The sequence below is a fragment of the Stenotrophomonas sp. NA06056 genome (assembly GCF_013364355.1).
In the GTDB taxonomy this organism is placed as follows: Bacteria; Pseudomonadota; Gammaproteobacteria; order Xanthomonadales; family Xanthomonadaceae; genus Stenotrophomonas.
Map to the genome: position 1 here is coordinate 488,962 of NZ_CP054931.1, position 25,595 is coordinate 514,556.

The 25,595-nt window shown below is 66.4% G+C and carries 24 protein-coding genes; 17 read left to right on the forward strand and 7 right to left on the reverse strand.

What is annotated here, in order from left to right:
• Positions 1 to 42: 42 nt before the first annotated feature.
• Positions 43 to 447: a hypothetical protein gene (locus tag HUT07_RS02200; RefSeq protein WP_176019539.1), complete on the reverse strand. Its 405-nt coding sequence runs from the start codon at positions 445 to 447 to the stop codon at positions 43 to 45.
• A 170-nt stretch (positions 448 to 617) separates the two neighbouring features.
• Between HUT07_RS02200 and HUT07_RS02205 the strand changes: the two genes are divergently transcribed.
• Positions 618 to 2,648 carry a M3 family metallopeptidase gene (locus HUT07_RS02205; protein ID WP_176019540.1) on the forward strand — a complete coding sequence of 677 codons (2,031 nt, stop codon included), beginning with the start codon at positions 618 to 620 and terminating at the stop codon, positions 2,646 to 2,648.
• 107 nt (positions 2,649 to 2,755) lie between these two features.
• On the opposite strand, the gene HUT07_RS02210 is transcribed toward HUT07_RS02205, so the two are convergent.
• The 3 genes from HUT07_RS02210 to HUT07_RS02220 all read right to left on the reverse strand — a co-directional run bounded on the left by HUT07_RS02210 (position 2,756) and on the right by HUT07_RS02220 (position 4,708).
• Positions 2,756 to 3,556, reverse strand: coding sequence for an SDR family oxidoreductase (locus tag HUT07_RS02210; protein WP_176019541.1), 801 nt, complete (start codon positions 3,554 to 3,556; stop codon positions 2,756 to 2,758).
• Positions 3,553 to 4,119 carry a DUF1415 domain-containing protein gene (locus HUT07_RS02215; RefSeq protein WP_176019542.1) on the reverse strand — a complete coding sequence of 189 codons (567 nt, stop codon included), beginning with the start codon at positions 4,117 to 4,119 and terminating at the stop codon, positions 3,553 to 3,555. The genes HUT07_RS02210 and HUT07_RS02215 overlap by 4 nt, the downstream gene beginning before the upstream one ends.
• A 106-nt stretch (positions 4,120 to 4,225) precedes the next feature.
• Complete coding sequence (locus HUT07_RS02220) at positions 4,226 to 4,708, reverse strand: YajQ family cyclic di-GMP-binding protein (RefSeq protein ID WP_176019543.1); 483 nt, start codon at positions 4,706 to 4,708, stop codon at positions 4,226 to 4,228.
• 155 nt (positions 4,709 to 4,863) lie between these two features.
• Between HUT07_RS02220 and HUT07_RS02225 the strand changes: the two genes are divergently transcribed.
• The 3 genes from HUT07_RS02225 (at position 4,864) to HUT07_RS02235 (ending at position 7,663) form a co-directional block, all read left to right on the forward strand.
• Complete coding sequence (locus HUT07_RS02225) at positions 4,864 to 5,760, forward strand: DMT family transporter (RefSeq protein ID WP_176019544.1); 897 nt, start codon at positions 4,864 to 4,866, stop codon at positions 5,758 to 5,760.
• Between the two features lie 209 nt (positions 5,761 to 5,969).
• Positions 5,970 to 6,977 (forward strand): methionine ABC transporter ATP-binding protein, encoded by a 1,008-nt coding sequence (locus HUT07_RS02230; RefSeq protein ID WP_176019545.1) that lies wholly within the window; start codon positions 5,970 to 5,972, stop codon positions 6,975 to 6,977.
• Entirely contained in the window at positions 6,974 to 7,663 is a 690-nt protein-coding gene (locus HUT07_RS02235; RefSeq protein WP_176019546.1) for a methionine ABC transporter permease, read from the forward strand. The genes HUT07_RS02230 and HUT07_RS02235 overlap by 4 nt, the downstream gene beginning before the upstream one ends.
• A 67-nt stretch (positions 7,664 to 7,730) precedes the next feature.
• Here the strand turns inward: HUT07_RS02235 and HUT07_RS02240 are convergent, their stop codons facing one another.
• Positions 7,731 to 8,330 (reverse strand): lipocalin family protein, encoded by a 600-nt coding sequence (locus HUT07_RS02240; protein ID WP_176019547.1) that lies wholly within the window; start codon positions 8,328 to 8,330, stop codon positions 7,731 to 7,733.
• Positions 8,331 to 8,455: 125 nt separating this feature from the next.
• Between HUT07_RS02240 and HUT07_RS02245 the strand changes: the two genes are divergently transcribed.
• Positions 8,456 to 8,773: a hypothetical protein gene (locus HUT07_RS02245; protein ID WP_176019548.1), complete on the forward strand. Its 318-nt coding sequence runs from the start codon at positions 8,456 to 8,458 to the stop codon at positions 8,771 to 8,773.
• A gap of 69 nt (positions 8,774 to 8,842) precedes the next feature.
• Positions 8,843 to 10,939: a prolyl oligopeptidase family serine peptidase gene (locus tag HUT07_RS02250; protein WP_176019549.1), complete on the forward strand. Its 2,097-nt coding sequence runs from the start codon at positions 8,843 to 8,845 to the stop codon at positions 10,937 to 10,939.
• Positions 10,940 to 11,049: 110 nt separating this feature from the next.
• On the opposite strand, the gene HUT07_RS02255 is transcribed toward HUT07_RS02250, so the two are convergent.
• A complete protein-coding gene (locus HUT07_RS02255; protein ID WP_176019550.1) occupies positions 11,050 to 12,234 on the reverse strand; it encodes a pyridoxal phosphate-dependent aminotransferase in 1,185 nt (394 codons plus the stop codon).
• 203 nt (positions 12,235 to 12,437) lie between these two features.
• Between HUT07_RS02255 and HUT07_RS02260 the strand changes: the two genes are divergently transcribed.
• From HUT07_RS02260 to hslU, 9 genes are all read left to right on the forward strand, one after another.
• On the forward strand, positions 12,438 to 14,570 hold the full coding sequence (locus HUT07_RS02260; protein WP_176019551.1) for a S9 family peptidase: 2,133 nt from the start codon (positions 12,438 to 12,440) through the stop codon (positions 14,568 to 14,570).
• A 56-nt stretch (positions 14,571 to 14,626) separates the two neighbouring features.
• On the forward strand, positions 14,627 to 15,049 hold the full coding sequence (locus HUT07_RS02265) for a YbaN family protein (RefSeq protein ID WP_176019552.1): 423 nt from the start codon (positions 14,627 to 14,629) through the stop codon (positions 15,047 to 15,049).
• Between the two features lie 68 nt (positions 15,050 to 15,117).
• On the forward strand, positions 15,118 to 15,357 hold the full coding sequence (locus tag HUT07_RS02270) for a lipoprotein (RefSeq protein WP_176019553.1): 240 nt from the start codon (positions 15,118 to 15,120) through the stop codon (positions 15,355 to 15,357).
• Entirely contained in the window at positions 15,350 to 16,201 is an 852-nt protein-coding gene (gene dapF, locus HUT07_RS02275; protein ID WP_176019554.1) for a diaminopimelate epimerase, read from the forward strand. Before HUT07_RS02270 ends, dapF begins: the two co-directional genes overlap by 8 nt.
• Complete coding sequence (locus HUT07_RS02280) at positions 16,198 to 16,872, forward strand: DUF484 family protein (RefSeq protein ID WP_176019555.1); 675 nt, start codon at positions 16,198 to 16,200, stop codon at positions 16,870 to 16,872. Before dapF ends, HUT07_RS02280 begins: the two co-directional genes overlap by 4 nt.
• A gap of 16 nt (positions 16,873 to 16,888) precedes the next feature.
• The gene (gene xerC, locus HUT07_RS02285; protein WP_176019556.1) at positions 16,889 to 17,782 is read left to right on the forward strand and encodes a tyrosine recombinase XerC; all 894 of its coding nucleotides are present in this window, start codon (positions 16,889 to 16,891) and stop codon (positions 17,780 to 17,782) included.
• A 176-nt stretch (positions 17,783 to 17,958) separates the two neighbouring features.
• Complete coding sequence (locus HUT07_RS02290) at positions 17,959 to 18,159, forward strand: DUF3079 domain-containing protein (protein ID WP_025877286.1); 201 nt, start codon at positions 17,959 to 17,961, stop codon at positions 18,157 to 18,159.
• Positions 18,160 to 18,233: 74 nt separating this feature from the next.
• Positions 18,234 to 18,785, forward strand: coding sequence for an ATP-dependent protease subunit HslV (hslV, locus tag HUT07_RS02295; RefSeq protein WP_108758868.1), 552 nt, complete (start codon positions 18,234 to 18,236; stop codon positions 18,783 to 18,785).
• Positions 18,786 to 18,845: 60 nt separating this feature from the next.
• Positions 18,846 to 20,222, forward strand: coding sequence for an ATP-dependent protease ATPase subunit HslU (gene hslU, locus HUT07_RS02300; RefSeq protein ID WP_176019557.1), 1,377 nt, complete (start codon positions 18,846 to 18,848; stop codon positions 20,220 to 20,222).
• A gap of 99 nt (positions 20,223 to 20,321) precedes the next feature.
• Here hslU and HUT07_RS02305 read toward each other — a convergent pair whose 3' ends face one another.
• The gene (locus tag HUT07_RS02305; protein ID WP_176019558.1) at positions 20,322 to 20,981 is read right to left on the reverse strand and encodes a TetR family transcriptional regulator; all 660 of its coding nucleotides are present in this window, start codon (positions 20,979 to 20,981) and stop codon (positions 20,322 to 20,324) included.
• A 227-nt stretch (positions 20,982 to 21,208) separates the two neighbouring features.
• On the opposite strand from HUT07_RS02305, the gene smeD reads away from it, so the two are divergent.
• Together smeD and smeE are read left to right on the forward strand one after the other, a co-directional pair.
• A complete protein-coding gene (smeD, locus tag HUT07_RS02310) occupies positions 21,209 to 22,390 on the forward strand; it encodes a multidrug efflux RND transporter periplasmic adaptor subunit SmeD (RefSeq protein ID WP_099820612.1) in 1,182 nt (393 codons plus the stop codon).
• A 12-nt stretch (positions 22,391 to 22,402) separates the two neighbouring features.
• Entirely contained in the window at positions 22,403 to 25,528 is a 3,126-nt protein-coding gene (gene smeE, locus HUT07_RS02315) for a multidrug efflux RND transporter permease subunit SmeE (protein ID WP_176019559.1), read from the forward strand.
• The last annotated feature ends 67 nt before the right edge of the window (positions 25,529 to 25,595 follow it).

A 25,595-nucleotide genomic window follows, 5' to 3' on the forward strand; every position in this document is an offset into this window, starting at 1 on the left:
CCGGGCCATGCCCGGCGAGCGCAGCGGCGCATTGGATCGCGCTCAATACCCCGCGGCCATGAACGCATCCAGCACCGCATCGCGCAGGGCATCGGGCAGGGCCTCGATCTCCACGGCGCGGTCGTCCAGATGCAGACGCGGGTCCAAGCTGCTGGCCCGGCCCTGGGCCAATGCCTGCAGCCACAGCAGCACGCAGATGACGAACTCGCGCTCGTGGCCGAGCTGCACCTGGCTGGCGCCGCGTTCGATCACTTCGAACGGATACCATTCCTGCTCGTCAGTGAACCTGCCGCCCTGGTGTTGCAACGCCTGCAGCTGTTGCAGATGGCGCGGCGCATCGTCGCTCGCATCGCACAGCGCGGCGATCCAGGCCAGCTCGGTCGGGCTGGCCGACAGCGCCAGCGACGGTGAACGTACTGCGGATGGAGCTGGAGCCAGACCTTCCATGTGGGGCCTCCTCGACACGTTCCGCTGCGGTCTCCCCCGCGTCGCCAGCTTCAGCCGACGGCCGTAAGGCCGACGTGAACAATGGCCCGCTGCCCCTTGTCTGCCGGCCCGGCAAACGCCATATCGATCTGGCTGCCCGCACTGCCGGGCCCGTACTCTGGAGACCTGCCGTGACCGCTGCCAACCCCCTGCTCGATTCTTCCGGCCTGCCGCGCTTCGAGGCGATCCGCCCCGAGCATGTGGCGCCGGCGCTGGACGTGCTGCTGGCGCAGGCCGAGGCGGCGGTCAGCGCTGCCGAGCAGGTGCAGCCGGTCAGCTGGCAGGCCTTCGTTACTCCGCTGGATGATGTCACCGAGCGCCTGTGGCGCGCCTGGGGCCTGGTCGGCCATCTGCAGGGCGTGGTCAACACGCCGGAGCTGCGTGAGGCATACAACAGCAACCTGCCGCGGGTGACCCGCTTTGCCAGTGCGCTGGGCCAGAACCTGGCGTTGTACCGCCAGTACCAGGCCCTGGCTGCCAGCGCCGAAGCGGCGGATTTCGATGAGGCGCGCCGCAAGGTCCTGGAAAACACCCTGCGTGATTTCCGCTTGGGCGGCGCCGAACTGGATGCGGACGCGCAGCAGCGTTTCGCGGCGATCAAGGAAGAGCTGTCGGCGCTGTCGGCGAAGTTCTCGCAGAACGTGCTCGACGCCACCGATGCGTGGTCGTTGATCGTCGAAGATCCCGCGCGTCTGGCGGGCGTGCCGGACGACGTGAAAGCTGCGGCGCGTGCTGCAGCGGAGAAGGATGGCAAGACGGGCTGGAAGCTGACCCTGCAGATGCCGTGCTACCTGCCGGTGCAGACCTGGGGCGAGGACCGCGACCTGCGCGAGATCCTGTACCGCGCCAGCGCGCAACGCGCGTCCGAGTTCGGCGACGACGCGCTGGACAACGGTGGCAACATCGACCGCATCCTTGCACTGCGTGCCGAGCTGGCAGCGCTGCTGGGCTTTGATTCCTACGCCGACTATTCGGTAGCCACCAAGATGGCCAAGGACCCCGCCGAAGTGCTGGGTTTCCTGCGCGACCTCGCCGCGCGCGCCAAGCCATTCGCTGCCCAGGACCGTGCCGAACTGGAGCAGTTCGCCCGCGAGCATCTCGGTATCGACAGCCTGCAGGCCTGGGATCTCGCCTTCGCCGCCGATCGCCTGAAGCAGGCGCGTTACAGCTATTCGGAGCAGGAAGTGAAGCAGTACTTCACCGAGCCGAAGGTGCTCGGCGGCCTGTTTTCTGTGATCGAACAGCTGTACGGCCTGCGTGTGCAGGAAGACAGCGCGCCGGTCTGGCATGAGGATGTGCGCTTTTTCCGTTTGGTGGATGCGCAGGGCAGCCTGGTGGGCCAGTTCTATCTGGATCTGTACGCCCGCGAGGGCAAGCGTGGCGGCGCGTGGATGGATGACTGCCGCAACCGCCGCGAGCGCGCCGATGGCAGCGTGCAGACGCCGCTGGTGTACCTGGTGTGCAACTTCGGCCGTGGCGCCGACGGCAAGCCGGCGACCTTCAGCCACAACGAAGTGACCACGTTGTTCCATGAAATGGGCCATGGCCTGCACCAGCTGCTGACCCGCATCGGTGAACTCGGTGTGGCCGGCATCAACGGCGTGGAGTGGGATGCGGTGGAGCTGCCGAGCCAGTTCATGGAGAACTTCTGCTGGGAATGGGACCACCTGCAGGGCATGACGGCGCATGTGGACAGCGGCGAGCCGCTGCCGCGCGCGCTGTACGACCGCATGCTGGCCGCACGCAATTTCCACAGTGGCATGGCGACCGTGCGCCAGCTTGAATTCGGCCTGTTCGACATGCTGCTGCACAGCCAGTTCGAAGCCGCGCAGGACAGCGTGCTGGCACTGCTTGAGCGCGTGCGTGCGGAAGTGGCGGTGAACCATCCGCCAAGCTGGAATCGCTTCCCGCACCAGTTCAGCCACATCTTCGCCGGTGGCTATGCCGCCGGTTACTACAGCTATAAATGGGCCGAAGTGCTGAGCGCCGATGCCTACGCTGCGTTCGAGGAAGCACCGCAGGCGCTGGCTGCAACCGGGGCGCGTTTCCGCGACGAAGTGCTGTCGCGCGGTGGCAGCCGGCCGGCCGCCGAGAACTTCAAGGCCTTCCGCGGCCGCGCACCGCAGATCGACGCACTGCTGCGTCATTCGGGCATGGCGTAAGCACGTCACCACCATCCACGCATGGCGTGGATCTACTGGAAATCGATGTTTGATGCCCGGGTGCGTGCCAACCAAGGTTGGCATCTACCGGGTGCGGTGGCCCGGGTTCACTCGGCGTAGATCATCTTCCGGGTCATGCCGCCATCGACGATGAAATCCTGGCCTGTAGTGAAGCCGGACAGCGACGACAGCAGGTACACCGCCAGCGCGCCGATATCCTGCGGTTGCCCGACCCGACCCACCGGATGCTGGGCATGGTCGATGGCTGAGTACTGCGGCACGTGCCGGCGCGATGGCGCCTGCCACGCGTCGGTGCTGATCCAGCCGGGGCTGATGCTGTTCACCCGCACCGCTGGCCCGGCACTGATCGCCAGTGCATGGGTGAAGGCCACCAGCCCGCCCTTGGCCGCTGCGTAGGCTTCGCTGTGCGCTTCGGACTGCCAGGCACGCGTCGATGCGATGTTGATGATCGCGCCTGCATCCGCCGACAGTGCCGGCAATGCGTGCTTGCTGCACAGGAACGCGCCATGCAGCGACGATAGCCGGCGCTGCCATTCTTCCCAGTCCATGTCCTGCAGCAGGGTGCCGTGCGGCCCGGCGATGCCGGCATTGTTGACCAGGCCGTCGATGCGACCGAAGCGTTGCAGCGCCACCGCGATGAAGTCGCGCACGCTGGTTTCGTCGGTGATGTCCAGCCGCTGGAACGCGGCATCCTCACCGCGCTGCCATTCGGCGAGGCAGGCTTCGCCCGCCTCCACATCCAGATCGCCGATCAGCACCCGGCCGCCGGCCCCAAGCACCGCCTGGGCGATGCCGCGGCCGATGCCGTTGGCGCCACCGGTGACCAGCACGACCCTGTCGTGCAGCGGCGCGACCGGCCAGGTGGCAATCGGCGGCACCGCGCTCATGACAGGTCTTCACCGCGCAGGCGGCGGTGCCAGCCCTCAACACCGATCCGGTCCAGGGTCTGGATGTTGCGCTCGACGATCACGTCCGGGTCCGGGTAGACATCCACCGCGCGTGCCACGCTGTCTTCGCGCAGCAGGTGCAGGGTGGGGTAGGGCGCGCGGTTGGTGTAGTTGCTGGCGTCATCGGCGGCGACGCCATCGAACTGGTAGTCCGGATGGAAGCTGGCCACCTGCAGGATGCCCTGCAGGTCCAGCGCCTCGATCGCCGCATCGGCGTTGTCGAGGAAGTCGTTGTAGTCGAGGAAGTCGGTCAGCACCTGCGGATGCACGATCAAGGTGGTATCGATCTGCTCGGCCGGTGTGTCGCGCAGCAGCACCAGTTCTTCAGCCAGTTCTTCCACCAGGGCTTCCGGTGTGGTCGCGTCGCTCAGCACGATGCGGACCTGATCCTTCACGTACACCGCCTTGGCGAACGGGCACAGGTTCAAGCCGATGACGATGCGCTCCAGCCACAGGCGGGTGGCAGAGATCGGGTCATCGGTGGGCAGGGGGGTGTCGGTCATGGCGGGCACATCGGCTGGCGGGTGCCATCATTGTAGGCGCGTCGCTGGCAACGCGCCGTCCTGCCGCTGCGGCTTGGTACTCGCCGGGCCACACCGGCGAAAACCCTCAATCGCGGAAGTTGTTGAACTGCAGCGGCAGCTCGAACTTGCCGGCCTTCAGCACAGCGATGGCGTCCTGCAGGTCGTCGCGCTTCTTGCCCATCACCCGCAGCTTGTCGCCGTTGATCTGGGTTTCCACCTTGAGCTTGGCTTCCTTCAGCGCCGCAGCGATCTTCTTGGCGATCTTCTGCTCGATGCCCTGCTTGACGGTGATCTTCTGCCGGGCCTGCGCCAGGTTGGTTTCCACATCGCCATATTCCAGGCTGAGCACGTCGATGCTGCGGGCGGCCAGGCGTGCGCGCAGGATGTCGTTCATCTGCTTGAGCTGGAACTCGCTCGGCGCGGACTGGGTGATCACTTCACCCTCGCGCTCGAACCTGGCCTCCACGCCCTTGAAGTCGAAACGGGTGGCAAGCTCGCGGTTGGCCTGGTCGAGCGCATTGGTCAGTTCGTGGGTGTCGACTTCGGACACAACGTCGAAGGAAGGCATGGGCGAGGCTCCGCAGGTTTCAGTGGTGGCCATTCTATCGTGCGGGGCCACGTGCCCGCTTTCTGTAGAGCCGAGGCCATGCTCGGCTGCATTGTGAAGAACAGCCGGGCATGGCCTCGGCTCTACAGATGGCAACGACCGGGCGATAATGTGCCATGAACATGCAACGCTCTCCTTCGCGCGCCGTGGCCTGGATGGTCGCCGCCGTCGCCTGCTTCTCGTTGATGGACGCTGGCATGAAGCAGCTTTCGGCCAGCTATCCCTCGCTGGAGGTGACCTTCCTGCGGGGTGTGGCGTCGCTCCCCTTCGTACTGGTCTGGGTGCTGGCAAGTGCCGGGCCACGCTCGCTCATCCCGCGCCGCTGGGGCCTGCACCTGCTGCGCGGCGGGCTGGGCATGGCGATGATCGGCTGCTTCGTGTTCGCCCTGCGCGACCTGCCGCTTTCCACCGCCTACAGCATCTATTTCGTGGCCCCGCTGCTGATCGCCGCGCTGTCGGTCCCGCTGCTGGGCGAGCGGGTCGGGCCGCGGCGCTGGGTGGCCATCGGGGTCGGCCTGCTGGGGGTGATCGTGGTGCTGCGCCCCGGCGTGGACGGCTTCATTTCCATTCCCGGCCTGATGGTGCTGGCCGCTGCCACCGCCTACGCCATCGCCGCCATCACCGTCAGCCTGCTGACCCGCACCGATACCTCGCAGTCGATGGTGGTCTGGTTCCTGGTCATCATGGCCATCGGCGCTGGGCTGCTGGCGATTCCGGGCTGGGTGCCGCTGCAGATGGCGCATGCCCCGCTGATCGCCGGCATGGGCCTGGCCGGCGCGCTGGGCCAGATCGCGCTGACCAAGGCCTTCCAGCTGGGCGAGGCTTCGATGATCGCGCCGCTGGAGTACAGCGGCCTGGTCTGGGTGATCGGCTGGGACCTGGCGTTCTGGGGGCAGCTGCCGGATGGCTACACCTGGGCGGGCGCGGCGATCATCGTCGCCTCGGGCCTGTACCTGTTGCACCGCGAGCGGGTGAACCGGCAGGAGCCGCCGAAACCGTTGGACCATCCCTGAACCGGGGGAGTGCCGGTCGCTGCCCGGCAATCCTTGCGCAGGAAGGGCCGTTGCAATTGCCGGGCGGCTGCCGGCACTACCGGTTTCGAGGGTTCACGGCAGGCTTAGAACCAAAAGGAATAACATTCTGGCTCATGGCGCGGGCGCGCGAGCGCCGGCGCTGGTAGGCTGCACGCCCCCTTCCATCGCCCTCCCGGTGAGCTGATCCCGTGATCGAGTTCCAGCGCCTGCACAAATCCTATGCCGTTGCCGGCCGCGCGGTCAGCGCGCTGCAGCCGCTGGACCTGACCATCGAGGCCGGTGAGGTGTTCGGCATCATCGGCCATTCCGGTGCGGGCAAATCGACGCTGATCCGCATGATCAACCGCCTGGAAGAGCCCAGCGGCGGCCGCCTGCTGATCGCTGGCGAAGATGTCACCGCGCTGGACCCGGAGGGCCTGCGCGCGCTGCGCCGCCGGATCGGCATGATCTTCCAGCACTTCAACCTGCTGTCCTCGCGCACGGTGGCTGGCAACGTCGCCTTCCCGTTGGAACTGGCCGGAACGCCGAAGGCCGAGATCGATGCGCGTGTGGCCGAACTGCTGCAGACCGTGGGCCTGCAGGCGCATGCAGACAAATACCCGGCGCAGCTGTCGGGCGGGCAGAAGCAGCGTGTGGGCATCGCCCGCGCACTGGCCACCCGGCCGCAGATCCTGCTGTGTGATGAGGCTACCAGCGCGCTCGATCCGCAGACCACCGCCTCGGTGCTGGCGCTGCTGTCGAAGATCAACCGCGAACTGGGCCTGACCATCGTGCTGATCACTCACGAGATGGACGTGATCCGTCGCGTCTGCGACCGCGTGGCCGTGCTCGATGCCGGGCAGCTGGTCGAGACCGGCCCGGTGACGAAGGTGTTCCTGCACCCGCAGCACCCGACCACGCGCCGTTTCGTCAGCGAATCGGAGCATGTGGACGAGGGCACGCTGCACCGTGATTTCGACGCTGTCGGTGGCCGTGTCGTACGCCTGACCTTCCTCGGCGCCGACACCTACGAACCCCTGCTCGGCAGCGTCGCGCGGCAGACCGGGGTCGACTACAACATCCTGTCCGGCCGTATCGACCGGATCAAGGACACTCCGTATGGCCAGCTGATCGTCGCTCTGGTGGGCGGCGACCAGTCCGCCGCGCAGGCCGCGTTCGTGGCCGCCGGCGTGCACGTTGAGGAACTGCGTCGATGATCATCGCCACCGCCGGCGGCTTCTTCCGCCACCTCGATGCAGGCAAGTGGGCCGACATCGGCCAGGCCACCGTCGATACCCTGCTGATGCTGGCCGGCTCGCTGCCGCTGACTCTGGCCATCGGCCTGCCGTTGGGCGTGCTGCTGTACCTGTTCGGTGCGCCACAGCTGAAGCGCCGGCCGTTCGCCTACGGCGTGCTCGCGCTGGTGGTGAACCTTCTGCGCTCGGTGCCCTTCATCATCCTGATGATCGTGCTGATTCCGGTAACCCTGTTCCTGATGGGGACGTCGTTGGGGGTGCGCGGTGCGATCGTGCCGCTGGTCATCGGCGCGGCGCCGTTCTATGCGCGCCTGGTGGAAACCGCGCTGCGCGAAGTGGATCGCGGGGTGATCGAGGCGACCCAGGCCATGGGCGCCACCACGTGGCAGTTGGTCACCCGTGTGCTGCTGCCCGAAGCACGGCCAGGCCTGATTGCCGGTGCGACGGTGACCACCGTGGCGCTGATCGGTTTCACTGCGATGGGCGGTGCGATCGGTTCCGGTGGTCTCGGTGACCTGGCGTTCCGCGATGGCTACCAGCGTTCGCATACCGACGTGGCACTGGTCACTGTGGTCCTGCTGTTGATCCTGGTACAGCTGCTGCAGATGCTGGGCGACCGCCTGGTCGCGCATTACAGCCGCAGATAACAGAATGCCGGGCGGCGCCCGGCATCGTTTCGGGTAGTGCCGGCCGCTGGCCGGCAACCGCAGGCGCTCAACGCACGTTCGGCACTTCGTAGCCCAGCTTGCCGACCTGCTCGGGATGCTGCGGCACGCGCTTGAGCTTGTCGGTGTTCACCCCGTACTCGTCGCGCAGGCGTTCGGCCAGGTCCTTGTACAGGGCCTTGTCCATGTCCGGTGTGCGCGAGAAGATCCAGGCCATCTCGCGGCCCGGGTAGCCGATCAGCGCCCAGGAGTAGTCGGGCGCCACTTCCAGCACCCGTGAATGGGTCGGCACGACCCGGTAGAACCAGGTGCGCCAGCCGTGGTTGCCACTGTCGGGATCGACACTGGCGCGCGCGCGGATTTCCTGCATCGGTTCGCCGAAGCCGTCACGATAGCGATAGGTGATGGCGACTTTGTTGTCCTCGCGCAGCGCGTACTGGTTGACGCTGGCGACGTGGCCGCGTTCGATGAAGTTCGGCACACGGCCGATCACGTACCAGGTGCCCATGAAGCGCTGCAGGTCGATCGCCCCATCTGCAGAGGCTTCCGCGGTGCTGTTGCTGGATGAGGGGGGGCTATTGGCAGCCACTGCCGGACCACCCAGGGACAGGGCCAGCAACACAGCGCAGAGCGGGCGGATCGAGGTCATGCGGGAGCGGGCTCCAGTGGGCTTGCCCGCGCATGGTCACTGTGTGCACGCAATCCGTCAATGGTGTCGCAGCCGGTGAGAAGCCGCGCGGCCAAGCTGGCCGCATCGACCACCGGAGAATCCGCATGCGCACACGTCCCCGCCACCGCCCGCCAACTGAACGCGTCAGCGAGCGCAGCGATCCCCGCCTGCTGCGGGTGGTGCCGCAGATCGCCTTGGCGGGGCTGGCCGTGGTGCTGGTGTGGCCAGCCGCGCGTGGCAGCAGTGCCTGGCTGGGCTGGTTGCCGTTGTGGCTGGTGGGGATGCCGTTGGCGGCCTGGTGGGCGCTGCTGCGCTGCCCGTTGCCGACGCGGGCCGTGCTGCGCTGGCTGCGACGCGACAATCGGCAGGCCAGGCGCCGCTCCCCGCCACGCTCGCGCAAGACGCACGCGGCCACGGCCTGACCTTCGACACGGGGGCGGCCCTGGTGATCCATGCTAGCGTTCCACGGCTAATGACTGCCTGGAGCTGCAATGTCACGATTCGCTTCCGCCTGCCTGCTGGCCGGCATGATGACCGCTGCCTCGGTGGGTACCGCCGTGGCTGCTGAAGACACCGACCGTTACGCCTGGCTGGAGGACGTCACCGGCGACAAGCCGTTGTCCTGGGTCAAGGAACAGAACGCCAAGTCCGAGGCGCGCCTGGCGCAGACCCCGGCCTTCAAGCAGATGGAGAGCAGCATCCGCGAGGTGCTCGACTCGGACGCCAAGATTCCCGGCGTGCAGAAGATCGGCGATTACTACTACAACTTCTGGAAGGACAAGCAGCACGAGCGCGGCCTGTGGCGCCGTACCACCCTGGCCGAGTACCGCAAGGCCTCGCCGACCTGGGAGACCGTGCTCGACCTGGATGCGCTGAACAAGGCCGAGAACGAAAACTGGGTCTGGCACGGCGCCGACTGCCTGCGTCCGGACTACAGCCGCTGCCTGATCGCGCTGTCGCGCGGCGGTGCCGACGCCGATGTCACCCGCGAGTTCGACCTGGCCAGCAAGAGCTGGATCAAGGACGGCTTCTTCCGTCCCGAATCGAAGGGCGGCCTGAGCTGGATCGACCGCGACACCGTGTTCGTCTACACCGACTTCGGTACCGGCACGATGACCACCTCCGGCTACCCGCGCGTGGCCAAGCTGTGGAAGCGTGGCACGCCGATGTCTGCGGCCAGCCTGGTCTATGAAGGCAAGCCGGAAGACATGTACATCGCGGCGATGCACGATGACACCCCGGGCTTCGAGCGCAACCTGGTCAGCCGTACGCTGGCCTTCTACAACAACGAGCTCTACCTGCGCGGCGACGATGGCAAGCTGACCAGGATCGATGCACCAAACTCGGCCGAGAAGGGCCTGCACAAGCAGTGGCTGACCCTGGAACTGCGCGATCCGTGGACCGTGGGTGGCAAGACCTACGCCTCCGGCTCCTTGCTGGTGACCAAGCTGGATGATTTCCTGGCCGGCAAGCGCGACTTCGAAGTGCTGTTCACCCCGACTGCGACCACCTCGCTGGCCAGTGCCTCGTGGACGAAGAACCACCTGGTGCTGAACGTGCTGGACGACGTCAAGAACCGCTTGTCGGTGCTGACCCCGACCGCCAAGGGCTGGCAGAAGAGCGACTTCGTCGGCGCGCCGGCCTTCGGCACCCTGGGCGTCAGTGCGGTCGACAGCAATGACAGCGATGCGGTGTGGCTGACCGCCACCGACTACCTGACCCCGACCACGCTGGCCATTGCCGACATCGGCAAGGCGCCGGAAGTGCTCAAGACCATGCCGGCGTTCTTCGACGCCGACGGCAAGGTCATTGAACAGCACTTCGCCACCAGCAAGGACGGCACCCGCGTGCCGTACTTCGTGGTGCACGACAAGGCGATGAAGCTCGATGGCTCCAACCCGACCCTGCTGTACGGCTACGGTGGCTTCGAGATCTCGCTGACCCCGTCGTATTCCGGCGGCATGGGCCGCGCCTGGCTGGAGAAGGGCGGCGTGTACGTGGTCGCCAACATCCGCGGTGGTGGCGAGTACGGTCCGCGCTGGCACCAGGCGGCGCTGAAGCAGAACCGTCACAAGGCCTATGAAGACATGGCCGCCGTCGCCCAGGATCTGGTCACCCGCAAGATCACTTCGGCCAAGCACCTGGGCGTGCAGGGCGGCAGCAACGGTGGCCTGCTCACCGGCAACATGCTGACCCAGTACCCGGAGCTGTTCGGTGCGGTGGTGGTGCAGGTTCCGCTGCTGGACATGAAGCGCTACAGCCACCTGCTGGCCGGCGCGTCGTGGATGGCCGAGTACGGCAACCCGGACACCAGTGACTGGGAGTTCATCAAGACCTTCTCGCCGTACCACCTGTTCGACGCGAAGAAGACCTACCCGCCGGTGCTGTTCACCACATCCACCCGCGATGACCGCGTGCATCCGGGCCATGCCCGCAAGATGGCCGCGAAGATGATCGATGCCGGCAAGGACGTGACCTACTACGAGAACATCGAAGGCGGTCACGGCGGCGCAGCCAACAACGCGCAGGCTGCACACATGTCGGCCCTGGCCTACAGCTTCCTGTGGGAGCGGTTGGGCGGTAAATAAGCAGAACGGAAAACGCCGCCCCAGGGCGGCGTTTTTCGTTATCGGGTAGCGCCGGGCCATGCCCGGCGGCTCCCTTGCCGAACTACGCGCTCGCCGGGCACGGCCCGGCGCTACCGGAAATGTTTCAACCCGCGCGCGATGCGCTCCACCGCCTCCTGCAACCGCGGCACTTCCTGGGTATAGGCCAGGCGCACGTGCTGGTTCGATCGATGGAAGCCGAAATCCAGGCCCGGGGTGAATGCCACGTGCTCGGTTTCCAAAAAATGCGCACAGAACGCCTGCGCATCATCGGTGAACGCACTCACATCGGCATACAGATAGAACGCCCCCTGCGGCTCCACCTCGATGCGGAAGCCCAACTCGCGCAATGCCGGCAGCAGGAAGTCGCGGCGCTGCTGGAAGGCCTGGCGGCGTTGTTCGAAGATCGCCATCGCCTCTTCGCTGAAACAGGCGAGGGCCGCATGCTGGGCGATGCTCGAGGCGCTGATGTACAGGTTCTGCGCCAGCTTCTCCAGGTCGGATACCGCCGCTGGCGGCGCCACCAGCCAACCCAGTCGCCAGCCGGTCATGCCGAAGTATTTGGAGAAGCTGTTCAGCACGAACGCGCTGTCATCCACCTGCAGCACGCTGGCTGCATCCAGACCGTAGGTCAGGCCGTGATAGATCTCGTCGACCACCAGGTGGCCGCCGCGCGCATGCAGCGACGCCGACAGTGCCGCCAGTTCATCGGCGGACAGCACGGTGCCGGTGGGATTGGCCGGTGATGCCACCAGCGCGCCGACGCTGTCGGCGTTCCAGTTCCGCTGCACCAGCGAGGGAGTCAGCTGGTAGGCCGTGTCAGGCCCCACCGGCACCAGCTGCGCGCCGCCTTCCACCAGACGCAGGAAATGGCGGTTGCACGGATAGCCGGGATCGGCCAGCAGCCAGTGGCGACCCGGGTCGACCAGCAGGCTGCTGGCCAGCAGCAGGGCGCCAGAGCCGCCCGGCGTGACCAGGATGCGTTCGGGGTCGACATCCAGGCCGTAGTGGCTGCGATAGAAGCCGCTGATCGCCTGGCGCAGGGCGGGCAGGCCGCGTGCGGCGGTGTAGCGGGTATGGCCGGCGGCCAGTGCCGCCTGGCCGGCCCGCACGACCGGCTCGGCGGTGGTGAAGTCCGGTTCGCCGATCTCCAGATGGATCACATCGTGACCGGCCTGTTCCAGCGCCTGTGCGCGGGCCAGCAGGGACATCACATGGAAGGGAGCGATTTCGTGGCTGCGCCGGCTGTAGCCCGGCGTGTGGGGCAGGGTACTCATGCCCCACATGGTACGCCGCCGGTCCAGGGAGTGCCGGCCGCTGGCCGGCAACCGCACGGGGCTGTTTATCCCGAGGTTGCCGGCCAGCGGCCGGCACTACCTGCGTGCAACCATGACCCTCCTCAGGGTTGCCCGCAGCCCCCCTGCAACCCAGACTCAGGCGCAAGGACGCCATTGCATTGCCGATCAAGGAGCCTTATTTCATGAAATCCACTCTCTGCCTGTTGCTTGCGAGCCTGATGACCAGCACCGCTACCGCCGCCACCCCGCCCGTTCCGCCGGATGTTGAGAAGCGTCCGCACGTGGTCAAGGCGCCGTTCGGCGCGACCCGCAACGATGACTATTACTGGCTGCGCGATGACAAGCGCGAGGACAAGGCCATGCTGGCCTACCTGCAGGCCGAGAACGCCTATGCCGACCAGCTGCTGGCACCGCTGAAGCCACTGGAGGATGCGCTGTACGGCGAGATCGTCGGCCGCATCAAGCAGGACGATGCCAGTGTGCCTGCGCGCGAGCGCGGCTACTGGTACTACAGCCGCTACGAGACCGGCCAGGACTATCCCATCCATGCGCGCCGCAAGGCCAGCATGGACGCGCCCGAAGAGGTCCTGCTCAACGTCAACACGATGGCTGCCGGCAAGGGCTATTTCAGCGTCGGCTCGATGGAGGTCAGCCAGGACAACCAGTTGCTGGCCTGGGCCGACGATGACGTGGGTCGCCGCCAGTACGTCATCCGCTTCAAGGACCTGCGCACCGGCGCGGTGCTGCCGGACACGATCACCGGCACCTCCGGTGACCTGGTCTGGGCCGACGACAACCGCACCGTGCTGTATGTCGAGAACGATCCGGAAACCCTGCTGACCGTGCGGGTGAAGAAGCACGTGCTGGGCACCCCGGCCAGCGCCGACACCGTCGTCTACGAAGAAAAGGACGACAGCTTCTACATGGGCATCGGCCGCACCCGCGACGATCGCTTCATCACCATCGGCGTGCACAGCACCGTGTCCTCCGAAGAGCGCTACGCGCCGGCCAGCGACCCGACTACCTTCACCGTGCTGGCGCCGCGCCAGCGCGATGTGGAGTACGACGCGGACCACTACGACGGCCGCTGGGTGATCCGTACCAACGATGGTGCGAAGAACTTCAAGCTGGTCACCGCGCCGACCGATGCCACCTCGCGTGCGCAGTGGAAGGACTGGATCGCCCATGACGATGCGGTATTCATCGAAGGCTTCGAGCTGTTCGATACCTACACCGCCATTGCCGAACGTTCCGAAGGCCTGGAGCGCGTGCGCCTGCTGTTCAAGGACGGCCGCACCGATTACGTGAAGGCCGATGAGCCGGCGTATTCGATGGGCCTGGGCGACAACACCGAGGCTGATACGCCGTGGCTGCGCTACGTCTATACCTCGATGACCACCCCGACCACGGTGTTCGAACTGAACACCGCCACCGGTGAGCGCCGCCAGTTGAAGGTGCAGCCGGTGATCGGCTACGACGCCAGCAAGTACGAAACCGACCGCGTGTGGGTGACCGCACGCGATGGCGTGAAGGTTCCGGTGTCGCTGGTCTATCGCAAGGGCTACAAGAAGGATGGCACCGGCGCGCTGTTCCAGTACGCCTACGGCAGCTACGGCATGTCGATGGATCCGTACTTCAACCAGACCGCGGTGAGCCTGCTCGACCGTGGCGTGGTGTATGCCATCGCGCACATCCGTGGTGGCCAGGAAATGGGCCGCGACTGGTACGAGAACGGCAAGCTGCTGCATAAGCAGAACACCTTCAACGACTTCGTCGACGTCACCCGTGGGCTGGTGGCGCAGGGCTGGGCGGCGAAGGACCGTGTTGCTGCCTCCGGTGGCAGTGCCGGTGGCCTGCTGATGGGCGCGGTGGCCAACCAGGCGCCGCAGGATTACCGGGTGATGGTGGCGCAGGTGCCGTTCGTCGATGTGGTCACCACCATGCTCGACCCGACCATTCCGCTGACCACCAACGAGTACGACGAGTGGGGCAACCCGGAACAGAAGCCGTACTACGACTACATGCTGTCCTACTCGCCCTACGACAACGTGAAGAAGCAGGCCTATCCGTCGCTGTTCGTGGGCACCGGCCTGTGGGATTCGCAGGTGCAGTACTGGGAGCCGGCCAAGTGGGTGGCCAAGCTGCGCGATGACAACACCGGCCACTTCCCCATCCTGTTCCGCACCAACATGGAAGCTGGCCACGGCGGCAAGTCCGGGCGCTTCCAGCGTTACCGTGAGCTGTCCGAGTCGTATGCGTTCGTGCTGCAGCAGCTGGGCATCGAAACACCCGCTGCCGGTGCTGCGACGGAATGACGCATTGTGGCGGCGGTGATATCGCCGCCGCCACCTGCGCTGGGTATCCTTGCGCGATGAGCCTGCCCGAACCGCCCGTCCCCAAGGATCTGCCAGCGCCCGCCCGGCCCGTGCGGTTCCGTTGGGCATGGTGGCTGCTGGCCTATGCCAGCCTGGGCACCGGCATTGTCGGCATTTTCGTGCCGGGGCTGCCCACCACCGTATTCATCCTGATCTCGGCCTGGGCCGCCTCGCGCGGCTCCGAGCGCTTGCACGGCTGGCTGCTGCAACACCCGCGCTTCGGCCCGGCCATCGGCAACTGGCAGGCACATGGTGCGGTCAGCCGCTACGGCAAATGGATGGCCACGATCACCATGGCGGTGTGCGCCGGCATCATGCTGTGGTGCGTACCGGTGGCCTGGGTGAAGTGGTTCTCCATCGGCAGCATGACCGTGGTGGCGATCTGGCTGTGGACCCGGCCGCTGCCACCGGCCGATTGATCTCTCCCGCCGGGCATGGCGCGGCACCCTGCACCAACCGCTCAGCCGCCAATGGCTATACTCGGGGCATGAACATCCCCCATCGCAATGTCATCCTGATTCCGCTGGCAGCGGCCTCGCTGCTGTTCCTCGCCGCATGCGGCAACAAGGGCCCGCTGGTGCTGCCGCAGAAGCCGGTGCCGGTGGAAGAGACCGTCGAGCCGGCGGCCGATGCCGACGCCACGCCCGCTGCTACCCAGAGTACCGGTGACGGCAGTCCGTCGGTCACCCCGGACCCGGTCAAGAAGGTGGACGACGGGAATGAGTAAGGCCGGCTCCAATGGCCTGCGCTTCAGCAAGATGCACGGCGCGGGCAACGATTTCGTAGTGATCGACCTGCGCGACGGCACCGCGCCGCCCACCCCGGAACTGGCCGCACGACTGGCCGACCGCCATACCGGCGTCGGCTGCGACCAGATCCTGACCATCGAGCCGCCGCGTGCCGAAGGCTCGGTCGCCTCGTACCGCATCTGGAACGCCGATGGTTCCAACTCCGAGCAGTGCGGCAACGGCGCGCGCTGCATCGCGGCCTGGCTGGTACGCGAGGGCAGTGCGCAGGGCGATCGCTTCGTCATCGACAGCCCGCTGGCCAGCCATGCCGTGGATGTCCTCGGCGGTGGTCAGTACGCGGTGGCGATGGGCGTGCCGGTGTTCGAACCGGCGCAGGTGCCGCTGATCGGCTTCGCCCACCCCCGCGAGGAATACCTGCTGCCGCTGCAGGGCGAGACCGTGCGCTTCGCGGCAGTGTCGATGGGCAATCCGCATGCGGTGATCGAAGTGGGCCTGGTCGACGCTGCACCGGTTGAGCGCGTAGGCGGACTGCTGCAGCAGCATGCCTCGTTCCCGAAGTCGGTGAACGTGGGCTTCGCCCAGGTGATGGGCCCGGAACATGCGCGCCTGCGTGTGTTCGAGCGCGGCGTGGGTGAAACCCTGGCCTGTGGCAGTGGCGCCTGCGCTGCCGCAGTGACCTTGATGCAGCGCGGCCGCCTGCAGCGCGATGCGCGCATCAGCCTGCCCGGTGGCGACCTGCGCATCCAGTGGGCGGGCGATGGCCAGCCGGTGGTGATGGCGGGCCCGACCGCATTCGTCTTCGAAGGGGAGTGGATCGCATGACTGAGACCGTCGACAAGCTCGGGGCCCACGAAGTTGCCGCCTGGTTGCGGCGCCATCCGGGCTTCCTCAAGCAGTTCCCTGACCTGGCGCTGACCCTGGTGGTGCCACGTGATGACGGTCCGACCGCATCGCTGGCCAGCTACCAGCTGGAAGTGCTGCGAGAGAAGAACCGAGAGCTGGCGCGACGGTTGGCCGACCTGGGCGCGACCGCGCAGGTCAACGAGCGGCTGGCGGTGCGTACGCATCAGCTCACCCTGGCCCTGATGAAGCAGGACAACGCCGCCGATACGCTGCGCGCGATGGCCGCATCGTTGCAGGAAGACTTCGCCGGCGATCTGGTGCGGCTGGTGGTGCATGCGCCGGTAGTCGGGCTGGAGCAGGCCGAGTGGCTGCAGGTGCTGGCTGCCGATGATGCACAGCTGGGCCCGTTCCGCGACTGCCTGAAGGATGGCGAGCCGATCTGTGGCCGCCTGCACAGCGACAAGAACGCGGTGCTGTACGGCGCGCGCAGCGAGGACGTGCAGACCACCGCGCTGCTGCCGTTGCCGGGTGTCGGCCTGATCGCGGTGGGCAGCCATGATCCGAACCGTTTCTATCCCGGCATGGGCACGCTGTTCCTGCGGATGATGGGCGAGGCGCTGGTTACCGGGCTCAAGCGCTTCGCGGATTGAGCGGGACACGACGACGATGAGCGCGGTGCAAGCATTCCTGCAGCACCTGCAGGTGGAGCGACGGATGTCGGCGCATACGCTTGACGCCTACCGCCGCGACCTGGAGGCGTTGTCGGTGTGGGCCGAACCCCGCGGCGTGGCCGCGGAAGCGCTGGATACCGACGCGGTGCGCCAGTTCGTTGCCGATGAACACCGCCGTGGCCTGTCGGCCAAGAGCCTGCAGCGCAGATTGTCGGCCTGCCGCAGCTTCTATGCCTGGCTGCTCAAGCATGGCCGTATTGAAGCCAGCCCGGCAGCGACGCTGAAAGCGCCGCGCGCACCGAGACGGTTGCCGCAGGTTCTCGATGCCGACGAAGCCGTGCAGCTGGTTGAACTGGAGCCGGAAGGCGAACTGGGCCGTCGTGACCGCGCGCTGCTGGAACTGTTCTATTCCTCCGGCCTGCGCTTGAGCGAAGTCTGCGCACTGACCTGGCGCGATCTGGATTTCGCCAGCGGCCTGGTCAACGTGATGGGCAAGGGCAACCGGCAGCGTCGCGTCCCTTTCGGAAAGCCGGCGCGCGAAGCGCTTTTGACCTGGCGCAGCGAAAGCGGCGGTGGTGCTGCCACACCGGTTTTCCCGGGCCGCAACGGGCCGATCAGCCAGCGCGCGGTGCAGATCCGCATCCGCCAGTTGGCGCAGCGCCAAGGCCTGTTCAAGCACGTGCACCCGCATATGCTGCGGCACAGTTTCGCCAGCCACATCCTGGAATCCTCCGGCGACCTGCGCGGCGTGCAGGAACTGCTCGGCCACGCCGACATCGCCACCACGCAGATCTACACGCACCTGGATTTCCAGCATCTGGCCAAGGTCTATGATGCGGCGCATCCGCGTGCGAAACGCCGCAAAGACCCGCCCGACAAGGGGGGGTAGCGCCGGGCCATGCCCGGCGAGCGCGCAGCGCGGGCTGCGTCGCATGCACGACACAGGGATCGCACAGCCGCCGGGCATGGCCCGGCGCTACCGGAACGGCCGCCGCTTGATCTTGATCAGGGCAGCGTAGGGGCGACCGGCGCATCGTGGCCGCAGGCCACGAGGAGATGCCGACCATGGCAAAGCCCATTCCGCTGCGTCCCAAGCACCCCGAGCGCATCTGCTGGGGCTGCGACCGCTACTGCGCAGCTGACGCACTGGCCTGTGGCAACGGCTCCGGCCGCACCCAGCACCCGATCGAGACGCAGGGTGAAGACTGGTATGTGGCATGGGGCATCGAGCCCAATCCGGACCGGCCATCGCATGCCAAGCGCTGAACGGCAGCCATCCGCGCAGGCTTGATCGCACCCGGCGCTGTCCCCATGTCCCGTGAACAGCTATCGGAGGCCGCATGGACCCCAGTCAGAATCCCACCGTTTTCCACGCCACCACCATCGTCTGCGTTCGTCGCGGCGAGCACGTGGCTATTGCTGGCGACGGCCAGGTCACCCTCGGCCACACGGTGATGAAGGGCAACGCACGCAAGGTCCGCCGCCTCGGCCGTGATGGCCAGGTGCTGGCCGGTTTCGCCGGCGCCGCCGCCGATGCCTTCACCCTGTTCGAGCTGTTCGAGGCCAAGCTGGAAAAGCATGGCCAGCTGCAGCGTGCTGCGGTCGAGCTGGCCAAGGATTGGCGCACCGAGCGTCGCCTCGGCAAGCTTGAAGCCCTGCTTGCCGTGGCCGACAAGGAAACCTCGCTGATCATCAGCGGCACCGGCGACGTGATCGAGCCGGAGGACGGCATCATCGCCATCGGCTCCGGTGGTTCGTATGCGCTGTCTGCTGCACGCGCGCTGATGGCGCACACCGAACTGGATGCACGGACCATCGCCAGCGAAGCGATCGGCATCGCCGGCGACATCTGCATCTACACCAATCGCAACGTGGTGGTCGAGGAGCTGTAACGCTCCCCGATCCGCCGGGCATGGCCCGGCGCTACCGACAACGAATCCGTGAGCACACCCATGTCGCACAAGATCGAAGTTTCCTCCGCCACCATGACCCCGCGCGAGATCGTGCAGGAGCTGGACCGGCACATCGTCGGCCAGCATGACGCCAAGCGCGCGGTCGCCATTGCCCTGCGCAACCGCTGGCGCCGCATGCAGCTGCAGCCCGAGCTGCGCAACGAGGTCATGCCCAAGAACATCCTGATGATCGGCCCGACTGGCGTCGGCAAGACCGAGATCGCACGCCGCCTGGCCACGCTGGCCAACGCGCCGTTCGTGAAGGTCGAAGCGACCCGCTTCACCGAAGTCGGCTACGTCGGCAAGGACGTCGAGCAGATCATCCGTGATCTGGCCGATACCGCCGTCAAGCTGTACCGCGAGCAGGCCAAGGTGCGGGTGCGTACCCAGGCCGAAGAGCGTGCCGAAGACCGCATCCTCGATGCGCTGCTGCCGCGCCGCAGTGGTGGCATCGGCTTCGACCCGGAAGCGGCGCGTAATGAGCCGTCGGCCCAGGACAACGAGACCCGCATCAAGTTCCGCAAGATGCTGCGCAACGGCGAGCTGGACGATCGCGAGATCGAACTCGACCTCACCGCCAACGTCAGCATGGACATCATGACCCCGCCGGGCATGGAGGAAATGGGCCAGCAGCTGAAATCGATGTTCGCCAACCTCGGCGGTGGCGCCAAGGCGCACAAGCGCACGCTCACCATCAAGGCCGCGCGTCCGCTGCTGCAGGAAGAAGAAGCGGGCAAGCTGGTCAACGAGGACGACATCCGCACCGCCGCGATCGAAGCCTGCGAACAGCACGGCATCGTGTTCATCGACGAGATCGACAAGGTCGCCAAGCGTGGCGATAACGTGGGCGGTGGCGATGTGTCCCGTGAAGGCGTGCAGCGCGATCTGCTGCCGCTGGTGGAAGGTTCCAACGTGTCCACCAAGTACGGCACGATCAAGACCGACCACATCCTGTTCATCGCATCGGGCGCGTTCCACCTGGCCAAGCCCAGCGACCTGATCCCCGAGTTGCAGGGGCGCTTCCCGATCCGCGTGGAGCTGGGGGCGCTGAGCAAGGCGGATTTCGTGCGCATCCTGACCGAACCGAAGGCGGCGCTGACCAAGCAGTACGAAGCGCTGCTGGCCACCGAGGGCGTCAAGGTCAGCTTCACCACCGACGCCATCGACCGCCTGGCCGAGATCGCGTTCCAGGTGAACGAGCGCCAGGAAAACATCGGTGCGCGTCGCCTGCACACCGTACTGGAGCGCCTGCTGGATTCGCTCAGCTACGAAGCGCCGGACCGCGATGGTGAAACCCTGGCCATCGACAGTGCCTATGTCGATACGCATCTGGGTGAGCTGGTGCAGGACCCGGACCTGAGCCGTTACATCCTGTAACCAGGAATGCGAAAAGGCCGCCGAAAGGCGGCCTTTTCCGTTTGCATCCACGCACGGCGTGGATCTACCACGGTCGCGCCGGGCCATGCCCAGCGACCCTTACGCTTCCGGCAGCGGCTCCGGCACCGTACCCGGTACGAACACGCCTTCCTTCACGTAGGCGGCCAGGGTCATGTCCAGCGCCAGCATGCCATCGCGCTTGAGGTCCATCAGGTCCGGCTCGACCATCGCCCCGTGCAGCACGCCGAGCACGGTGGCGTGCAGCATGCGCGCGGCGATCTTCGGGTCGGCGCCGTCACGCAGCTGGCCCAGGTCCTGTGCACGGCGCAGGGCACGTTCCATCCGGTCCAGCGCGTCGCGGAAACCGTTCTGCTGCAGTTCGGTCAGCACCTTGGTGTCGGCCGAGGCATCGCTGCGCAACATGATTTCCATGGTCTTGCGCAGGCGCTCGTCCTCGGACAGCTCGATGAACGAGTGGATCATCACTGCGCGCAGATCGTGCACCGGGGTATCGCGTTGATCGCTGGAGGTTCGCTCAAGTTCCTGCATGAAAGGCAGGTGCACCCGTTCGATCATCGCCGCCAGCACTTCGCCCTTGTTCTTGAAATGCCAGTACACGGCGCCGCGGGTATAGCCGGCGCGGGCACCGATCATCTCCAGCGTGGTGCGGGCAACGCCGTGCTCGTGGAAGCAGGTTTCTGCGGCGTCCAGGATGCCTTCCCGGGTCGCCTGGGTGTCCTCTTTGGTCTTGCGGGCCATGAGTGGGTACGAGTTAGCGTGAAACGTGGCTGAATTGTACCGGTTTACAAACAAACACGCATGTATGTATATTTCCCTCCCATCATTCCCGTCGTGTGCGTGGCAGGCCTGTCCAGGCGCCCACTCCACCCGGGTGGGCGCTGTTCGCGCGGTCTTCACTCCTGCAAGGGGAGGGTCCGCAGTATCAGCGTCTGCTGAGATCCCTCCCCTCAAGAGCCATTCCCATCATGTTGCTGAGCCGAATCCGACCCTTCGCGTTGTCGCTGGCGATCGCTGCGACCGTCGCTGCCTGCGGCGGCCAACCCCAGGCCCCCGAACAGGGGCCGGGCCAGGTCAGCGTGGTTACGCTGAAGTCCGAAACCGTCGGCCTGACCCGTGAGCTGCCGGGCCGCACCAATGCTTTCCTGGTGGCCGAAGTGCGCCCGCAGGTCAACGGCATCGTCGCCAAGCGCCTGTTCACCGAGGGTGGGATGGTCAAGGCCGGCGAGCCGCTGTACCAGATCGAAGATGCCAGCTATCGCGCCCAGGCCAACAGTGCACGTGCGCAGCTGGCCCGCGCCGAAGCCACCGCCAACGCCGCCCGCCTGAGCGCCAAGCGCATCACCGAGCTGGCCAAGGTCGACGCGGTCAGCCAGCAGGATCTGGAAAACGCCGTGGCCGCGCAGAAGCAGGCCGAGGCCGATGTCGGTGCCGCCAAGGCATCGCTGGATGCCGCCAACGTCACCCTCGGTTATGCGCGGATCACCGCGCCGATCAGCGGCCGTATCGGCAAGTCCAGCGTCACCCAGGGCGCGCTGGTCAGCGCTGGCCAGGCCACGGCGCTGGCGACCGTGCAGCAGCTGGACCCGATCTATGTGGACCTGACCCAGTCCTCAGCCGAGCTGTTGCAGCTGCGCCGTGAACTGGCCGCCGGCCGACTGCAGGACAACCAGCAGACGCCGGTCAGCATCCTGATGGAAGACGGCAGCACCTTCGAACACAAGGGCACGCTGGAGTTCTCCGAAGTCAGCGTCGATCCGGCCACCGGCAGCTTCGCTCTGCGGGTCAAGGTCGACAACCCCGACGGTCTGCTGATGCCCGGCATGTACGTGCGCGCGGTGATCGGCGGTGGTGTGCGCAGCGATGCGGTGCTGGTGCCGATGCAGGGCATCGCCCGCGATCCGAAGGGCGATACCAGCGCGATGGTGGTCGGCAAGGACAACAAGGTCGAAGTGCGCCCGGTCAAGGTCAGCCGCACCGTTGGCGACAAGTGGCTGGTCGAGGACGGCCTGAAGGCCGGTGACAAGGTCATCGTCGAAGGCCTGCAGAAGATCGGCCCGGGCATGCCCGTGAACGCCACCGAACAGGGTGCCGCCCCGGCCAAGCCGGCCGCCGCCCAACCTGCAGCTGCGGCCGCAGGCGCGAAGTAAGCGGAGAACCCCATGGCACGTTTCTTCATTGATCGACCCATCTTCGCGTGGGTCATCGCGATCATCATCATGCTCGCCGGCGGCCTGGCCCTGTTCAAGCTGCCGATCTCGATGTACCCCAACGTCGCACCGCCGGCGGTGGAGATCAGCGCCAGCTACCCGGGTGCTTCGGCCAAGGTGGTCGAAGACTCGGTGACGCAGATCATCGAGCAGAACATGAAGGGCCTTGATGGCCTGATCTACTTCTCCTCCAACAGCTCGTCCAACGGCCAGGCCACCATCACCCTGACCTTCGAGAGCGGTACCAACCCCGACATCGCCCAGGTGCAGGTGCAGAACAAGCTGCAGCTGGCGATGCCGCTGCTGCCGCAGGAAGTGCAGCGGCAGGGCATCAACGTGGCCAAGTCCAGCTCGGGCTTCCTGAACGTCATCGCGTTCGTGTCCGAAGACGGCAGCATGGATGCCAACGACATCGCCGACTACGTCGGTTCCAATGTCGTGGACCGTCTCAGCCGCGTGCCGGGCGTGGGCAACATCCAGGTGTTCGGTGGCAAGTACGCCATGCGCATCTGGCTGGACCCGAACAAGCTGCACACCTATGGCATGTCGGTGCCGGAAGTGGTTGCTGCGGTGAAGGCACAGAACGCGCAGGTGGCCATCGGCCAGCTGGGTGGTGCGCCGTCGGTGAAGGGCCAGCAGCTCAACGCCACCATCAACGCGCAGTCGCGCCTGCAGACCCCGGAACAGTTCCGCAACATCATCGTGCGCGGTGCGCAGGACGGTGCCGAACTGCGCCTGGGCGATGTTGCCCGCGTCGAGCTGGGCGCCGAGTCGTACGACTTCGTCACCCGCTACAACGGCCAGCCGGCCAGCGGCCTGGCGGTCACCCTGGCCACCGGCGCCAACGCGCTGGATACCGCAGCCGGTGTCGATGAAACCCTGAAGGAACTGGAAGGCTTCTTCCCGGCCGGCCTGAAGGCCGAGATCCCGTACGACACCACCCCGTTCGTGCGCGTGTCGATCAAGGGCGTGGTGCAGACCCTGCTCGAAGCGATCGTGCTGGTGTTCGTGGTGATGTACCTGTTCCTGCAGAACTTCCGCGCCACCCTGATCCCGACCATCGCCGTGCCGGTGGTGCTGCTGGGTACCTTCGGCGTGCTGTCGGTGCTGGGCTTCTCGGTGAACATGCTGACCATGTTCGCGATGGTGCTCGCCATCGGCCTGCTGGTGGACGATGCCATCGTGGTGGTGGAGAACGTCGAGCGCATCATGTCCGAAGAGGGCCTGTCGCCGCTGGAAGCCACCCGCAAGTCGATGGGCCAGATCACCGGTGCGCTGGTGGGTATCGGCCTGGTGCTGTCGGCGGTGTTCGTGCCGATGGCCTTCATGAGCGGCTCCACCGGTGTGATCTACCGGCAGTTCTCGGCCACGATCGTGTCGGCGATGGCGTTGTCGGTGCTGGTGGCCATCGTGCTGACACCCGCGCTGTGCGCGACCATGCTCAAGCCGCTGAAGAAGGGCGAGCACCACGTCGCCCACAAGGGCTGGTCGGGTCGCTTCTTCAATGGCTTCAACCGCGGCTTTGATCGCACCAGTGACAGCTACCAGCGCGGCGTGCGCGGCATCCTGCATCGCCCGTGGCGGTTCATGGGCATCGTGGCTGCGCTGTTCCTGCTGATGGGCGTGCTGTTCGTGCGCCTGCCCAGCTCGTTCCTGCCCAACGAAGACCAGGGCGTGCTGATGGCGCTGGTACAGGCGCCGGTGGGCGCCACCCAGGAGCGCACGCTGGAATCGATCGCCGCGCTCGAAAAGCACTTCATGGAAAACGAGAAGGGTGCCGTCGAATCGGTGTTCTCGGTGCAGGGCTTCAGCTTCGCCGGCATGGGCCAGAACGCGGGCATGGCCTTCGTCAAGTTGAAGGACTGGAGCGAGCGTGACGCTGACAATGGCGTGATGCCGATCACTGGACGTGCGATGGCCGCACTGGGGCAGATCAAGGATGCCTTCATCTTTGCCTTCCCGCCGCCGGCCATTCCGGAACTGGGTACGGCCTCGGGCTACACCTTCTTCCTGAAGGACAACAGCGGCCAGGGCCACGACGCATTGCTTGCGGCCCGCAACCAGCTGCTCGGCCTGGCGGCCGGCAGCAAGAAGCTGGCCAACGTGCGCCCGAACGGCCAGGAAGACACCCCGCAGTTCCGCATCGATATCGATGTGGCCAAGGCCAGCTCGCTGGGCCTGTCGATCGACCAGGTCAACACCACCCTGGCCACCGCGTGGGGCAGCTCGTACATCGATGACTTCGTCGATCGCGGCCGCGTCAAGCGCGTGTTCGTGCAGGCCGACCAGCCGTTCCGCATGGTGCCGGAGGACTTCGATCTTTGGTCGGTGAAGAACGACAAGGGGGAGATGGTTCCGTTCAGTGCCTTTGCCAGCAAGCATTGGGACTACGGCTCACCGCGCCTGGAACGCTACAACGGCGTGTCGGCCACCGAAATCCAGGGCGAACCGGCCCCGGGCGTGGCGTCCGGTGATGCCATGGCCGAGATCGAACAGCTGGCCAAGCAGTTGCCGGCGGGCTTCGGCGTCGAGTGGACGGCGATGTCCTACCAGGAACGCCAGGCGGGCTCGCAGACACCGCTGCTGTACACGCTGTCGCTGATGATCGTGTTCCTGTGCCTGGCCGCGTTGTACGAAAGCTGGAGCGTGCCGACCTCGGTGCTGCTGGTGGCGCCGCTGGGCATCCTCGGTGCAGTGCTGGCCAACACCTTCCGTGGCATGGAGCGCGACATCTACTTCCAGGTGGCGATGTTGACCACGGTGGGCCTGACCAGCAAGAACGCGATCCTGATCGTCGAGTTCGCCAAGGAGCATCTGGAGAAGGGCGCAGGGCTGATTGAAGCGACGATGCATGCGGTCCGCGACCGTCTGCGCCCGATCATCATGACCTCGCTGGCATTCGGCATGGGCGTGCTGCCGCTGGCGATCTCCACCGGTGCAGGTTCCGGCGCCAAGCAGGCGATCGGTACCGGCGTACTCGGCGGCATGATCGTGGGCACCGTGCTCGGCGTGTTCTTCGTACCGCTGTTCTTCGTCGTGGTGCAGCGCGTGTTCAAGAAGCGCAACGCCACCGAGTGATGACAACCGGTAGCGCCGGGCCATGCCCGGCGGATGCCTCACCGCATAGTCGCCGGGCCCGGCCCGG

Coding starts and splice junctions, on each gene's coding strand:
- HUT07_RS02200 (WP_176019539.1), bottom strand. CDS start 447: ATGGAAGGTCTGGCTCCAGCTCCATCCGCAGTACGTTCACCGTCGCTG.
- HUT07_RS02210 (WP_176019541.1), bottom strand. CDS start 3,556: ATGAGCGCGGTGCCGCCGATTGCCACCTGGCCGGTCGCGCCGCTGCAC.
- HUT07_RS02215 (WP_176019542.1), bottom strand. CDS start 4,119: ATGACCGACACCCCCCTGCCCACCGATGACCCGATCTCTGCCACCCGC.
- HUT07_RS02220 (WP_176019543.1), bottom strand. CDS start 4,708: ATGCCTTCCTTCGACGTTGTGTCCGAAGTCGACACCCACGAACTGACC.
- HUT07_RS02225 (WP_176019544.1), top strand. CDS start 4,864: ATGAACATGCAACGCTCTCCTTCGCGCGCCGTGGCCTGGATGGTCGCC.
- HUT07_RS02235 (WP_176019546.1), top strand. CDS start 6,974: ATGATCATCGCCACCGCCGGCGGCTTCTTCCGCCACCTCGATGCAGGC.
- HUT07_RS02240 (WP_176019547.1), bottom strand. CDS start 8,330: ATGACCTCGATCCGCCCGCTCTGCGCTGTGTTGCTGGCCCTGTCCCTG.
- HUT07_RS02245 (WP_176019548.1), top strand. CDS start 8,456: ATGCGCACACGTCCCCGCCACCGCCCGCCAACTGAACGCGTCAGCGAG.
- HUT07_RS02250 (WP_176019549.1), top strand. CDS start 8,843: ATGTCACGATTCGCTTCCGCCTGCCTGCTGGCCGGCATGATGACCGCT.
- HUT07_RS02255 (WP_176019550.1), bottom strand. CDS start 12,234: ATGAGTACCCTGCCCCACACGCCGGGCTACAGCCGGCGCAGCCACGAA.
- HUT07_RS02260 (WP_176019551.1), top strand. CDS start 12,438: ATGAAATCCACTCTCTGCCTGTTGCTTGCGAGCCTGATGACCAGCACC.
- HUT07_RS02265 (WP_176019552.1), top strand. CDS start 14,627: ATGAGCCTGCCCGAACCGCCCGTCCCCAAGGATCTGCCAGCGCCCGCC.
- HUT07_RS02270 (WP_176019553.1), top strand. CDS start 15,118: ATGAACATCCCCCATCGCAATGTCATCCTGATTCCGCTGGCAGCGGCC.
- dapF (WP_176019554.1), top strand. CDS start 15,350: ATGAGTAAGGCCGGCTCCAATGGCCTGCGCTTCAGCAAGATGCACGGC.
- HUT07_RS02280 (WP_176019555.1), top strand. CDS start 16,198: ATGACTGAGACCGTCGACAAGCTCGGGGCCCACGAAGTTGCCGCCTGG.
- xerC (WP_176019556.1), top strand. CDS start 16,889: ATGAGCGCGGTGCAAGCATTCCTGCAGCACCTGCAGGTGGAGCGACGG.
- HUT07_RS02290 (WP_025877286.1), top strand. CDS start 17,959: ATGGCAAAGCCCATTCCGCTGCGTCCCAAGCACCCCGAGCGCATCTGC.
- hslV (WP_108758868.1), top strand. CDS start 18,234: ATGGACCCCAGTCAGAATCCCACCGTTTTCCACGCCACCACCATCGTC.
- hslU (WP_176019557.1), top strand. CDS start 18,846: ATGTCGCACAAGATCGAAGTTTCCTCCGCCACCATGACCCCGCGCGAG.
- HUT07_RS02305 (WP_176019558.1), bottom strand. CDS start 20,981: ATGGCCCGCAAGACCAAAGAGGACACCCAGGCGACCCGGGAAGGCATC.
- smeD (WP_099820612.1), top strand. CDS start 21,209: ATGTTGCTGAGCCGAATCCGACCCTTCGCGTTGTCGCTGGCGATCGCT.
- smeE (WP_176019559.1), top strand. CDS start 22,403: ATGGCACGTTTCTTCATTGATCGACCCATCTTCGCGTGGGTCATCGCG.